Annotated in this window: 10 protein-coding genes; 8 read left to right on the top strand and 2 right to left on the bottom strand. The window is 42.2% G+C overall.

Annotated features, from left to right (window positions below; translation table 11 throughout):
- The first annotated feature begins 486 nt into the window (after positions 1 to 486).
- The 4 genes from FTU37_RS15235 to FTU37_RS15220 all read left to right on the top strand — a co-directional run bounded on the left by FTU37_RS15235 (position 487) and on the right by FTU37_RS15220 (position 4,544).
- Positions 487 to 1,932, top strand: coding sequence for an aldehyde dehydrogenase family protein (locus tag FTU37_RS15235; RefSeq protein ID WP_180124607.1), 1,446 nt, complete (start codon positions 487 to 489; stop codon positions 1,930 to 1,932).
- Between the two features lie 117 nt (positions 1,933 to 2,049).
- Entirely contained in the window at positions 2,050 to 2,580 is a 531-nt protein-coding gene (locus tag FTU37_RS15230) for a DUF1287 domain-containing protein (RefSeq protein ID WP_373686333.1), read from the top strand.
- 367 nt (positions 2,581 to 2,947) lie between these two features.
- The gene (locus FTU37_RS15225) at positions 2,948 to 4,432 is read left to right on the top strand and encodes a sodium-dependent transporter (RefSeq protein ID WP_180124605.1); all 1,485 of its coding nucleotides are present in this window, start codon (positions 2,948 to 2,950) and stop codon (positions 4,430 to 4,432) included.
- 1 nt (position 4,433) lies between these two features.
- The gene (locus FTU37_RS15220; protein WP_180005359.1) at positions 4,434 to 4,544 is read left to right on the top strand and encodes a methionine/alanine import family NSS transporter small subunit; all 111 of its coding nucleotides are present in this window, start codon (positions 4,434 to 4,436) and stop codon (positions 4,542 to 4,544) included.
- 82 nt (positions 4,545 to 4,626) lie between these two features.
- Here the strand turns inward: FTU37_RS15220 and rsmB are convergent, their stop codons facing one another.
- Positions 4,627 to 5,934, bottom strand: a complete 1,308-nt coding sequence (rsmB, locus tag FTU37_RS15215) for a 16S rRNA (cytosine(967)-C(5))-methyltransferase RsmB (protein WP_180124604.1) — start codon at positions 5,932 to 5,934, stop codon at positions 4,627 to 4,629.
- Positions 5,934 to 6,893 (bottom strand): methionyl-tRNA formyltransferase, encoded by a 960-nt coding sequence (gene fmt / locus FTU37_RS15210; protein ID WP_168379757.1) that lies wholly within the window; start codon positions 6,891 to 6,893, stop codon positions 5,934 to 5,936. Before fmt ends, rsmB begins: the two co-directional genes overlap by 1 nt.
- A 437-nt stretch (positions 6,894 to 7,330) precedes the next feature.
- Here fmt and ilvD (FTU37_RS15205) point away from each other — a divergent pair, with 437 nt between their 5' ends.
- The 4 genes from ilvD (FTU37_RS15205) (at position 7,331) to FTU37_RS15190 (ending at position 13,213) form a co-directional block, all read left to right on the top strand.
- Positions 7,331 to 9,160 carry a dihydroxy-acid dehydratase gene (ilvD, locus tag FTU37_RS15205; RefSeq protein WP_180124603.1) on the top strand — a complete coding sequence of 610 codons (1,830 nt, stop codon included), beginning with the start codon at positions 7,331 to 7,333 and terminating at the stop codon, positions 9,158 to 9,160.
- Between the two features lie 625 nt (positions 9,161 to 9,785).
- Positions 9,786 to 11,471: a dihydroxy-acid dehydratase gene (ilvD, locus tag FTU37_RS15200; protein WP_180124602.1), complete on the top strand. Its 1,686-nt coding sequence runs from the start codon at positions 9,786 to 9,788 to the stop codon at positions 11,469 to 11,471.
- A 151-nt stretch (positions 11,472 to 11,622) separates the two neighbouring features.
- Complete coding sequence (locus FTU37_RS15195; protein ID WP_180005355.1) at positions 11,623 to 12,945, top strand: hypothetical protein; 1,323 nt, start codon at positions 11,623 to 11,625, stop codon at positions 12,943 to 12,945.
- On the top strand, positions 12,926 to 13,213 hold the full coding sequence (locus FTU37_RS15190; protein ID WP_078191648.1) for a chorismate mutase: 288 nt from the start codon (positions 12,926 to 12,928) through the stop codon (positions 13,211 to 13,213). Before FTU37_RS15195 ends, FTU37_RS15190 begins: the two co-directional genes overlap by 20 nt.
- The last annotated feature ends 142 nt before the right edge of the window (positions 13,214 to 13,355 follow it).

Here is a 13,355-nt window from a genome sequence, read left to right as displayed (position 1 = left end):
CTTCATGTACAACCATCATTTTAAAGGCGAAGCTATAATCACGTTGTGTGCGTTTAACTCGTTGTTCTTGTGCATGTTCCATAAAATAAGTCTCTTAAGGTGTAAACTTATTTCAGGACGGGACAAAACATAGATTTAAAAAGCCCGTCATTTGATGGGCTTTTTTTATGTTGTACTCATATTTTTTTTGATTAATTTAACTTTGAAAAATTTATTAATGATTTGATAAATAATGTAATTAAATATTTTAAACAGCTTTCTAATTTAATGTCATTGTTATATAGAGACTCGATCATCGTGTTTTCAGTGCAAGCAGAGATCTGAAAATAGGGGATGATATTAAGGGCATTTAGGCAACCAAGTTTAAGGCTTGTGGTTCATTTTGTTACTTAAATATAGTGAACTCTGTGCTCAGTCAGCGCATGATAGAGGGCATAGATTTATTCACATTTATAAATAATGTCTCAAGATCATGGAAATATCGTCATGTCCAAAGCCGTACAAGATATAAAAGATTATCCGCTCTATGTTGCAGGTAAAGCAGCGACCACAGAGCAGTGGTTAGAAGTGAATCATAAATATACCCAAGACGTATATGCACGCGTTGCACTCGCAGATGCTGCAACCATTGAAAAAGCTATTGATTCGGCGGTTAAATCTAGCGCTGCAATGGCGGCATTGGAACCTTTTCAAAAACAAAAAATCTTATTGCACTGTGTTAAACGTTTTAATGAAATGCGTGCAGAATTGACTGAAATTTTAATTGCAGAAGGTGGAAAGCCGCGCAAAGCCGCAGCTGCTGAAGTTGAACGCTTAATTAATACCTTTCAAATTGCTGCCGATGCTGTCACACAGATGGATGATGGTCGCATGATCCCATTGGCCGTTACTGCAGCGGCATCTGGCTATCAAGGCATGGTCAAACATGTGCCGATAGGCCCTGTATCGTTGATTAGCCCGTTTAATTTTCCGATCAATCTTACTGCGCATAAAATTGCACCCGCCATTGCTGCAGGTTGTCCATTTGTGTTGAAACCTGCAAGTTTGACGCCTATTTCAGCTTTAAAAATTGCGGAAGTTTTAGCAGAAACGGATTTACCAAAAGGTGCCTTTTCGGTTTTACCTTGTCCACGTGAACATGCAGATGTCTTGGTCACTGACGACCGATTTAAACTGCTCAGCTTTACCGGTTCCGATGTGGTTGGTTGGGATATGAAAGCGCGTGCGGGACGTAAAAAAGTGACTTTGGAGCTCGGTGGCAACGCTGCGGTATTGGTTGAGCCTGATACTGAAATTTCAGCGGCATTTATTGAACGCTTAGTCGGTGGGGCGTATAACCATGCAGGGCAGGTGTGTATCAGCGTACAACGCATCTTGGTGCATGCTGATATCTATGCCGATGTGAAGAAAAAACTCGTGGCGAGAATGAAGCAGCTTAAAGCGGCTGATCCTCACTTGGAAAGCACCATGGTCGGTCCAATGATTAAGGAAGCTGAAGCAACACGCGTGCATAAATGGGTCGATAAAGCAGTAAAAAAAGGTGCCAAAGCATTGGTTCGTGGTGAACATCGGGGGGCTTTGCTCGATCCAATTTTATTGGAAAGTGTCGATGAATCACTGGAAGTGTATAAAGATGAAATCTTTGGCCCTGTAGCGATTCTAGAAAAATACAAAAATTTTGAAAAAGGCATCGCCAAAATTAATAGCAGCCGTTTTGGTTTACAAGCGGGCGTCTATACGCAAAATTTGAATAAAATGTTGTATGCGTGGAATCACTTAGATGTCGGTGGAGTGATTATTAATGACATTCCATCTTTCCGTGTCGATAACATGCCATATGGTGGTGTAAAAGATTCTGGCTTAGGCCGAGAAGGGATTCAGTCTGCCATTCGAGATATGCAAGAAGAACGCGTATTGGCGATAAAACTGTAGCCGTTTAAACATGGGCTTGGTTCAGTATGGAACTGATCGAAGCCCAGTTTTTGAATCATTTCAAAAAATCTAAAGTGAATAAGAAAAATGAAACGAATTTTATTATTGGTCAGTTTGATGACCGTGAATATGGCTGTCTTTGCCTTTAACGCCACTCAAATGGTGACGGATGCACGCAGTCAAATTGGGAAAACCTTATATTATGATCCTGCGTATACTGCACTGCGTTATCCAATGGGAGATGTCCCTTTAATCAAGGGTGTTTGTACCGATGTGGTAATTCGTGCATTACGACAGCAAGGGATTGATTTACAAAAAGCCATTCATGAAGATATGAAAGCCAATTTTAAGCAGTATCCACAAAAATGGGGCTTAAAAAGTACTGATAAAAATATTGATCATCGGCGTGTTCCCAATATTCAAACATGGATGCAACGTCAGGGCTATGTAGTCAAAGATAAGCAATATTTGGCAGGTGATATTGTCACTTGGGACTTAGGGCGTGGTTTAGTGCATATCGGTGTGGTTTCAGATCGTAAAATGAAAGGTAGCGGGGTTCCGCTGATCATCCATAATATAGGAGAGGGCACACAGGAAGAAGATCTTTTGCATGCCTATCAAATTACCGGACATTATCGAGTGAAATAACTTTAAAAATTTAATTGGAAATAAAACATTCTTAAAAGTTATATTATTGATAACTTAAATTGTATGAAAAATAAGCTGATTAAATGAACATTTAAACTTAAACATATTATAAAAATGGAATATTTGCCGTAGAAATTACAGAAAAACTTAAAAAAAGTGAGTATTGTTAATTCATACAAAGGGAAAGTTATTTGTGGTGTTTTTAACCAAAATGCGCATGTGATTTTTCTGTTTGCAATTTGGTATAGACGCTCACAAGGTATCTCACCAGATCAAACACCCAGAATTTTATTTTTATGGTTCTTTTTTTGCTCGCGATATAACCATAACAAGCAGCAGTTAAAGATGCCTGAGGTTTAGGTGTTCTATGTCAGATAATCGTGAAAACTGGTCGGCACGATCAGGCTTTATTTTAGCGGCGATTGGATCAGCCGTTGGTTTGGGTAATATTTGGCGTTTCCCTTATGTTGCTTATGAAAACGGTGGTGGTGCATTTTTAGTACCGTATTTGATTGCAATTTTTGCAGCGGGTTTGCCTTTATTGTTCTTAGATTATGCAGTGGGGCATAAATTCCGAAAAGCACCGCCAACTGCATATAAAAAACTTATGAACAGTGAGGCATTAGGCTGGTGGCAAGTGATGGTGACACTCATCATCGGGATCTACTATGCCAGCGTATTGTCATGGGCCGGTAGTTACATGTATTACGCCATTGGACAACAATGGGGCTCAGATACGGAAAGCTTTTTCTTTAAAACCTATCTACAAAATGGTGATGGCTTAACATTTGGTTTTGTTCCGACTTTATTTGTTGGTTTAGTCATTGTTTGGGCTGTGGTGATGTTCATTCTCTATGGCGGTGTACGTCGTGGTGTAGAACTTGCCAATAAAATTTTTATGCCGTTATTGATCGTGTTATTTAGCATTTTAGTCATTCAAGCATTGCGTCTACCGGGTGCGGCAGAAGGCTTAAATGCATTCTTTACGCCAAACTGGGAAGCGATGACCGACTATAAAGTATGGTTAGCAGCCTTTGGTCATATCTTCTTCTCGTTATCGATTGGTTTCGGGATCATGTTGACCTATGCGTCTTACTTAAAAGCAAAAACCAACTTAACCGGTTCAGGTGTAGTCGTTGCATTAGCCAACTCATCATTTGAAATCTTAGCGGGTATTGGCGTCTTTGCAGCACTTGGTTTCATGGCACAAAGTTCAGGTGTACCTGTAAAAGAAGTAGTATCTGGTGGTATTGGTTTAGCCTTTATTGCCTTCCCGAAAATCATTTCGAGTATGGGGGCAGGCGGTGATTTGTTTGGCTTCTTGTTCTTTGCTTCGTTGGTGGTTGCAGGGATTACCTCTATGGTGAGTATCTTGCAAGTGCCAATTGCAGCGTTTCAAGACAAATTGGGTTGGTCAAAAAATAAAGCTGTAACGATTGTTGCGGGCGGTTCAGCAATCGTATCTACACTTTTATTCTCTACACAAAGTGCCATTACTTTTGTTGATATCATTGACTACTTTGCCAATAACATTGGGATCGTGGGTGGTGGTTTACTCTCTATTATTTTGGTGTCGTGGTTCCATCGTCCATTGATGAAACAATTACAAGAGCATGCAAATCAATACTCAAGTATCAAGTTGGGTCAAGGTTGGAATTTCTTATTGACCGTGATCACCCCAATTTCATTATTGGTTGCACTTGTATTGACGATTAAGGCTGTCGCAACTGAAGGTTATGGCGGTTATCCTGCAACGACACTTTGGTTGGTGGGTGGTTCGGTATTGGCCTTCTTTGTATTGGGTTCTGTTCTATTAAGCTTGTGTAAAGACAAAGGTCCAGAGGAGAATTAATATGAATACATCTGCAATGATCATGATGATTTTATCAATTGTTTTGCTATGGGGTGGTTTACTTTTAGCGACGATTCATTTGGTGAAAAATCCTGACGAAGCTGAAGATTAAATTTAGAATGACGAAAAAAATGCCCGATGAAATCATCGGGCATTTTTTATGATTGTTTACATCTAAAAAGGTGTTTATTGATTTAGGCCGTTTTTACTATACGGCAATAATAGAAGCCATCGCCATAACCCACTTTCGGGAAAAGTTGACGACCATGGATTTGTTCAACTCCCCAATCTGCTTCAATTTTAATTTCTTGGGCATCGGCATGATTGGCAAAGAACTCAACCATTTGCTGTTCATTTTCAGCTTTTAAAATCGAGCAAGTGATGTAAAGCAGCGTACCGCCAACTTTAAGTTGCTTCCACATGTTTTCCAAAATTTGCTTTTGTAATACTACTGTTTTCGCAATGTCGCCCGATTGACGTAGTAAACGAATGTCAGGATGACGACGCATTACACCGACAGCAGTACATGGCGCATCGAGCACGATACAATCAGCAAGCTCAGGAACAGTGTAAGTGATGGCATCGGCAGTTTGGATTTCGACATGTTTACCATCGAGATCCAAACGATCAAGGTTTTCAACCACACGTTTCAGACGCTTTTCATCTTGATCCAATGCGATGAGTTTCTTCGGTTGGAAGGTCTCTAAAATGTGTGCGGTTTTTCCACCGGGCGCAGCACAAGCATCAATCACAAATTTACCATCGAGATTTGGCAAGAGTGTTGCACACAGCTGAGCATGTTCATCTTGTACCGAGAAACCACCTGCTTCAAAGCCCGGCAGGCTTGGAATGTGTAGGCTTTCGTCCATCACAATGCCGACATCAGACAGTTCACAACGATGTGCATCGATGCCTTCATCTTCCAAAATATCGAGGTATTCGTCACGGCTCACTTGGCGTGTATTGACACGTAACGTCAGTGGCGCAATTTGTTTAAGCTCATAGCTAAGTTCATCAAATTGTTCACCCCAGTCTTTTTTCAAACGTTTGGTTAACCAACTTGGTAAATTGGTGGCTTGTTCAAGTACGTCGTAGAACTGTTCTGTTTCACGTGTTGCGCGGCGCAAAATTGCGTTGATTAAGCCACTTAGACTGCCCATACCCAATTGTTTTGCAGCCTCTACCGTTTCAGAGATTGCGGCATGAGCTGCGACACGGGTACACAACAATTGGTACAAACCAAGGTATAAACAGGTTTCAACCACTTGGTTATCTACCGGTTTAGACAGTAATGGTAAAGTCAGTTGTTTCAATGCATACCATTGACGTAAACAACCGAGCACCAATTCGTGGAATAAAGCACGGTCTTTATCAGACACAATATTCATTTGCTGCGCGAGTACCGATTGCAGCGATTGACCATTTTGGACAGCCAATAACGTCTTCACTACCTGAGCACGTAAATTAAGGTCTCGGGTCGAGGCGTTGGGAGATTGCTTCATTATAAAATTTGTCCAATAGTCAATTTTTGGGTTTGTAAAATTTGTACAGGGTTGAGTGGTTTAGCACCCGGCCATTGCAAAGAAGTCAAAATAATCACGCTGCCATTGGCACAGGCAACGTGTATGCCTTTTTTATCGATGGCGATGATTTCACCTGCTTGAGCATTCGGTGCAGATGCAGCAGAAAGTTCAGAATGCCAAACGCGTAAATTGTTTTGTTCATCTAACTGAATAAATGCTACCGGCCACGGATTAAAGGCACGGATGTTGCGATCGATTTGTACGGCATCGATGGACCAATCAATTTTTGCTTCTGCTTTTGAAAGCTTATGTGCATAAACCGTTAACGCTTCGTCTTGGACTTCACGGCTGTCCAGATATTGCTGCAATGTTTGTTCAGTATCTAAAACGGCAGCAATAGCAGTTGCACCTTGCTCTGCAAGTTTGTCATGCAAAGTTGCGGAGGTATCCGTAGCTTCAATCGGGCAGATGGTTTTATACATCATGTCGCCAGTATCTAGTCCGGCTGCCATTTTCATAATGGTGACACCCGTTTCAGTATCACCTGTAGCGATGGCACGTTGAATCGGTGCTGCACCACGCCAACGTGGCAGCAATGAACCATGAATATTCAGACAGCCATATTTCGGGGTATCTAACACCACTTGCGGCAAGATCAAACCATAGGCTGCAACCACCATAACATCGGCATTTAAGGCTTTTAATTCCGCCTGTGCGGCTAAACCTTCTTCAGTCGATGATTTGAAATGAAGCGGTTGGTAAACAGGAATATCATGTTCAAGTGCTAAGACTTTAACAGCGGATGCTGTTAATTTTTGTCCACGACCTGCTTTGCGGTCAGGTTGAGTGTATACCGCAACAATTTCATGTTGTGTTTTGAGCAATGCAGCTAATGCTGTTGCGGCAAATTCTGGTGTACCGGCAAAGATGATTTTCAAAATGAATGAACCGAATCTGTGTTGAATATGTGGATTATAGCAAAGGATTAAAGCGTAATTTAGAACATTAGAAATTGATTTTTGAAACTTTGGAGCTGTTCAAGATCAATGATTTCATAACTCAAAATAGAAATTTTGCAATTTTTAAATAAATTATATTTATATAAAATTTAAAAATTATTCATGAAAGTTTTGTATTGTGCAGCCTTTGATGGCGGTATAGTAGATTTCAGTTAAAAGATTTTTGTCGTCAAATCACTCGGTTTTATTTATAGACCCATCTGCCCAAATCTCAGCTTAAAAAGCCATCTTTAAAAACAATGGCTTGGTGTATGATAGGTTTAAAATTCGACTGATTTTACATCATTGTCAGTATGATTTAGCCAGAGTGAATCTGCAGGGTTCATTTCAAGCTCAAACTTTGTTGGAAATATAAAATGCCTGACTATCGTTCAAAAACATCGACACACGGAAGAAATATGGCGGGTGCGCGCGGCTTATGGCGTGCAACTGGTATGAAAGATGAAGACTTCGGTAAACCAATTATTGCTGTCGTGAACTCATTTACCCAATTTGTACCGGGTCACGTTCATCTTAAAGACCTTGGTCAACTTGTGGCGCGTCAAATTGAGCAAGCAGGCGGTGTTGCTAAAGAATTTAACACCATCGCAGTCGATGACGGTATTGCGATGGGCCATGACGGCATGCTGTATTCATTGCCTTCACGTGACTTGATTGCAGACTCAGTAGAATACATGGTGAGCGCGCACTGTGCTGACGCAATGGTCTGTATTTCAAACTGTGACAAAATCACCCCAGGGATGTTGATGGCGGCAATGCGCTTGAACATTCCAGTGGTATTTGTTTCTGGCGGCCCAATGGAAGCGGGTAAAGTCAAAATCCGCGGCAATGACAAAGCGATCGACTTGATTGATGCCATGATTGTGGCTGCAGATGACAACTATACTGATGAAGAAGTTGCTGAATACGAACGCTCTGCATGCCCAACTTGTGGTTCATGCTCAGGTATGTTCACTGCAAACTCAATGAATTGCTTAACAGAAGCATTGGGTCTGTCTTTACCGGGTAATGGTTCTACGCTTGCAACACATGCAAACCGTAAAAAATTATTTGAAAAAGCCGGTCAATTGATCGTAGAAATTACCAAGCGTCACTACGAACAAGATGATTACAGTGTATTGCCACGTGAAATGGTGACCAAAGCATCATATGAAAATGCTATGACTTTGGACATCGCAATGGGTGGGTCAACCAACACCGTTCTGCATTTATTAGCAGCTGCAAATGAAGCTGGCGTTGATTTCACGATGGACGACATTGACCGTTTGTCTCGCAAAGTGCCCGTACTCTGTAAAGTTGCACCTGCGAAAAATGACGTACATATGGAAGATGTACACCGTGCAGGCGGCATCATGTCGATTCTGGGTGAATTAGACCGTGCAGGCTTGCTCGATACTTCGGTTGGTACCGTTCATGAAGCTTCACTAAAAGATGCTTTGGATAAATGGGACATCATCCGTACTGAAAATGAAGACGTATATCAGTTCTTCCGTTCAGCACCGGGCGGTGTACCAACGCAAACTGCATTCTCTCAAGATCGTTATTACCAACGTCTTGATGGTGACCGTGAAAATGGCGTGATCCGTAATGCTGAACATGCCTTCTCTAAAGATGGTGGTTTGGCGGTGCTTTACGGAAACATCGCGCTAGATGGCTGTATTGTAAAAACGGCAGGTGTGGATGATTCCATCCTGAAATTTAATGGTACTGCACGTGTATTTGAAAGCCAAGATTCTGCAGTAGAATCGATTTTGGGCAATGAAATCAAAGCAGGCGATGTGGTGGTGATTCGCTACGAAGGCCCACGCGGCGGTCCGGGCATGCAAGAAATGCTTTACCCAACCAGCTACCTGAAATCGAAAGGTTTAGGCAAAGAATGTGCACTATTAACGGATGGTCGTTTCTCTGGCGGTTCATCAGGTCTTTCGATCGGTCACGTGTCTCCAGAAGCAGCAGAAGGCGGTGCAATTGGTTTGGTGGAAGATGGCGATTTAATCGAAATCGATATTCCAAACCGTACCATCAACTTAGCTGTTGATGAAGCGACTATGGCAGCTCGCCGTGCAGCGCAAGAAGCAAAAGGCTGGCATCCAGTTGAAGAGCGTCCGCGTAAAATTTCGAAAGCATTGAAAGCGTATGCAATGCATACCACAAGTGCAGCGAAAGGCGCAGTACGTGAAATCTAAGCTTTAGATTTTTAAATAAAAAGCACTCCAAATGGGGTGCTTTTTAAATTTGCATCTACATAACTTGCAATGGATACGAGGAAACGTCATCCGCAACTGTTTGAGGCAAACGGTAATTTAAAAGTGAATGTTTCTGCGATCATTTTTTTAGTTGCAATCAGTTGCCGAGTTTTGCGGATGACAAATGGTTTTGGTTACTTTTGCCAAAACAAAAGTAACATACGAGCTCCGAAAATTTGCTTTGATAGAGATAAGACTCCGTTATAACCAGCTTTTTAATGAAATAATGAGCAATTATTATTTATTTTAAAACTCTTGATCTGATTGAAAATAGAACCAAAGATCATAGCCTTGGATAGTAGCTGTAAAATATATGGCTTTTTGTAGGCATTCCCTTACTTTTTAAAGGAGAGGGCTAGGGAGAGGATTCAAGTGAAAATCCTCCCTTTATTCAAATCTTCTCATACGCCTTATATAGCTTTGCCATGTGATTGAAAAGTGTTGAATACACTAAAAACTTTTTTTGAGATCTAATTTCTTTTACATGCTGAGCGCTTTCTATACAATAAATTTAAAAGAATCCGCCAAGGCTGAAGCCAAAATCAGCCATCGCCAAGGAAGAACAATGAGTAAAAATAATATTCGCGAACATTCTGCGCCTGTTTATGAAGGTATCGAAAATGCGCCTGCACGTTCCATGATGCGTGCCACGGGCTTTCAAGATGCAGATTTTAAGCGCCCATTTATAGGCATTGCCTCAACTTGGGCCAACGTCACGCCGTGTAATATGCATATTGATGGCTTGGCGCGTGATGCTGAGAACGGGGTCAATGCTGCAGGCGGTAAAGGCATTATTTTTAATACCATCACCATTTCTGACGGCATTTCCAACGGTACAGAAGGTATGAAGTATTCCTTGCTGTCGCGGGAAATCATTGCCGATTCCATTGAAGCTGTGGTGGGCTGTCAGGCCTATGATGGCGTAATTGCCATAGGCGGCTGCGACAAGAACATGCCGGGCTGCATTATGGGTTTGGCGCGCTTAAACCGTCCGGGCCTATTTATTTATGGCGGCACCATTAAACCTGGAGTAGGGCATACCGACATGATCTCGGTATTTGAAGCAGTTGGTCAGCACGCCAAAGGCGAAATCAATGAAATTCAGGTGAAGCAGATTGAAGAAGTCGCGCTGCCGGGGCCGGGTTCGTGCGGCGGCATGTATACGGCCAATTCAATGGCCTCAGCGATTGAAGCACTGGGCATGAGTCTGCCGGGATCTTCAGCACAGGAAGCAGTTTCAGCAGATAAAATTGCCGACTGCCAGCGTGCAGGTGAAGCCGTAATGAACCTGCTGCGTCTCGATATTAAGCCGCGCGACATTATGACCAAAGCTGCTTTTGAAAACTCGATTAAAGTGCTAATTGCCTTAGGTGGGTCAACCAATGGTGTGCTGCATTTGATTGCCATGGCGCATACCGCAGGTGTGGAACTCTCTTTGGATGATTTTGTGCGTATTGGCAAAGATATTCCTGTGGTGGCCGATGTGCGCCCATCGGGTCAATATTTAATGTCGGAACTGATTGCTATTGGTGGTATTCAACCGCTCATGAAACGCATGTTGGATGCAGGAATGCTCGATGGTTCTTGCCTGACGGTTACGGGCAAAACTTTGGCGGAAAACTTAGCCGAGGTAGAGGATTATCCTGAAGGTCAGCAAATTATTCTGCCATTTGATGCACCGATCAAAAAGGATTCACACTTGGTGGTGCTAAAAGGCAACCTGTCACCGACAGGTGCCGTGGCTAAAATTACCGGTAAAGAAGGGCTGTATTTTGAAGGGCCTGCGCGGGTATTTGAGGGTGAGCAGGGTGCCATGCGCGGTATTTTAGATGGCGAAGTACAAGAAGGTGAAGTGGTCGTAATTCGCGGTGTTGGGCCGAAAGGCGGGCCGGGTATGCCGGAAATGCTGAAACCGACTTCTGCAATTATTGGTAAAGGTCTAGGCCAATCCGTTGCGTTATTGACCGATGGGCGTTTCTCTGGCGGTAGTCATGGTTTTGTGATTGGGCATGTGACACCAGAAGCCTATGAAGGCGGCCCAATCGGCTTGGTCAAAAACGGCGATAAAATTTCAATTAACGCTGAAACCCGTGAAATGACTTGGCATGTGGCTGAGGATGAAATTGCTGCACGTCGTGCGGCCTGGGTCAAACCGAAACCAAACTATACCCACGGCGCTTTGGCAAAATTTGCCAAGCTGACCTCTGGCGCGGAAAAAGGTGCGGTGACTGACCTAAATCTAGACGTCTAATCCATTGTTAAACATTGAACATTCAGCCCTGACTTGATATAAGTTTTGCACAAGGCTTATATCTCATTTAAAACAGCTTCATAATAGAAGTTGAATTTTAAGCATGTGCTGGCAGGTTCGGTACAATTCATCATTTTGAGGCAAAAAACGCATGTCACTGTTACGCCGTTGGTTCGATCCAATCCGATCGAGTTGGTTTTATCAGAAACCGACCCGACAAGCGGTGTTACCCACGGAACAAGGTCTGAGTGTTTATCTTCGACTGGATGATGTTTATAGCTATTTGGCTGCGCAGCAACTGCCTCAATTAGAAGAAATTCTCAGTGATGAAATTAAACCACTGAAAGTGATTATTTGTCGTCAGAGTGCTGAACCTCCTAATCAAATGTCATCGATAGAATGGCAACAATATTGTCTGAATGATGCCCAAATTTTAGCGCGGCAGCATCGTTTTAGTTTTCATGAAACACCTGAACAACCGACCGCCGAAGCTTTAGAACAAGCCGAAATTATTCTAAAAAATACGCCATTACGCGGCCAAGATTTTCTTTATTTACTTGAAGATGTGTTCCACATGCTGTGGCAAAAGCAGTATGGCAAGCTGAGAACACTGTATGCGATGGCCAGCCGTCATCATAAAGCTCAAGATTTTCCTGAACGTATCTTTACCGATACCCCGATTTTATCGGGCTATTTTGAGTTTGGTGAACGTAAGTACCATGCTGTAGATGATTTACTGCGTTTAACGCGCCGTTTAAAACAACAAAAACTCCTGACAGATAACCCGATCTTTATGATCAATCATATTGAATGGCGTGAGCACCTGATCAGTGATGCAGAAGAGTTGAATGAAATTCAGGGACTCGATCCTGAGCTTGATCTCTACATCGCGATGGAAGATCCGATTTCATGGTTACTGTTGGCTTATATTCGTGAGGAATTGGCGGACTATTATAATATTCAGTTGAATGTGTATCCATTGTCGTATCACGGTCGTGATTTGTTTGACTGGAGTTTGGCAACACGTCTGTCTAAACGGACCGAAGTTAAGTTCACGCCATTTTGCCGGCCTACAGAAGCTGCGACATTAGCTATGTCACAGCTTTACTACAGTGCGCCCGAAGAGCAGCGTATTGATGCGATGTATCGCATTTTGGAGGCTGTATGGACCAAAGGGCGTGATTTATCCTTCAAAGCACATTTTCAGGCTTTACAGTATGAGTTAGAGATTTCTGAACTGATCACTGAGGATATTGCTGAAAAATTAAAAGAAAATGATATGCACTGTGAGATGAAGTCACAGCCCGATTTTCCTGTTTTAGAATTACGTATTGCAGGTCAAAGCTATGTATTTAATAGTTTATATCGCGTTTGGATGATTGAAAGTATTTTCAGTAATGTGTTAGAAGAGAAGTATAAAAGTGAAAACACCGCTGAAAGTGAAGCCAGAGAAGATGAAGAAAGAAAAAGTTGAGTCATTAGAGCAAGCCCGCGCACAGATTGATGTGATTGATCAGGGAATTATTGAGCTCATTGCTGCACGTCAGTTTTATGTCGATCAAGCGGTGCGTTTTAAGCGTTCAGTACAGGATGTTCAATCACCAGAACGTGTCGAAGCGGTGATTAGTAAAATTCGTCTACAAGCCACAGAGCACGGTGTAAATGCAGATATTGTGGAACGTTTATACCGCGATATGATTCAGCATTTTATTCAACGTGAGTTGAAAGAGATTCGACCATAGTTAGGGCGGATTTGATGTTATTCACCAATTAAAATGTCTATGCGATAAACCATTTAAAATGTCCTGTTTTTAACTACAAGAGTCAAGCACAGGATTTAAATTTCTTTGTTCAATAACAACTTTCTGAGCTTTACGACTCGGC

The sequence above is a fragment of the Acinetobacter sp. YH12097 genome, assembly GCF_013419225.1.
Lineage (GTDB): Bacteria > Pseudomonadota > Gammaproteobacteria > Pseudomonadales > Moraxellaceae > Acinetobacter > Acinetobacter amyesii.
Note: the sequence above shows the minus strand (reverse complement) of the source record. Positions and strands in the feature narration are given on the sequence as shown.

Bases quoted from the DNA above. Each gene is read 5' to 3' on its own strand.
- FTU37_RS15235 (WP_180124607.1), top strand. From the start codon at position 487: ATGTCCAAAGCCGTACAAGATATAAAAGATTATCCGCTCTATGTTGCA.
- FTU37_RS15230 (WP_373686333.1), top strand. From the start codon at position 2,050: ATGACCGTGAATATGGCTGTCTTTGCCTTTAACGCCACTCAAATGGTG.
- FTU37_RS15225 (WP_180124605.1), top strand. From the start codon at position 2,948: ATGTCAGATAATCGTGAAAACTGGTCGGCACGATCAGGCTTTATTTTA.
- FTU37_RS15220 (WP_180005359.1), top strand. From the start codon at position 4,434: ATGAATACATCTGCAATGATCATGATGATTTTATCAATTGTTTTGCTA.
- rsmB (WP_180124604.1), bottom strand. From the start codon at position 5,934: ATGAAGCAATCTCCCAACGCCTCGACCCGAGACCTTAATTTACGTGCT.
- ilvD (WP_180124603.1), top strand. From the start codon at position 7,331: ATGCCTGACTATCGTTCAAAAACATCGACACACGGAAGAAATATGGCG.
- ilvD (WP_180124602.1), top strand. From the start codon at position 9,786: ATGAGTAAAAATAATATTCGCGAACATTCTGCGCCTGTTTATGAAGGT.
- FTU37_RS15195 (WP_180005355.1), top strand. From the start codon at position 11,623: ATGTCACTGTTACGCCGTTGGTTCGATCCAATCCGATCGAGTTGGTTT.
- FTU37_RS15190 (WP_078191648.1), top strand. From the start codon at position 12,926: ATGAAGAAAGAAAAAGTTGAGTCATTAGAGCAAGCCCGCGCACAGATT.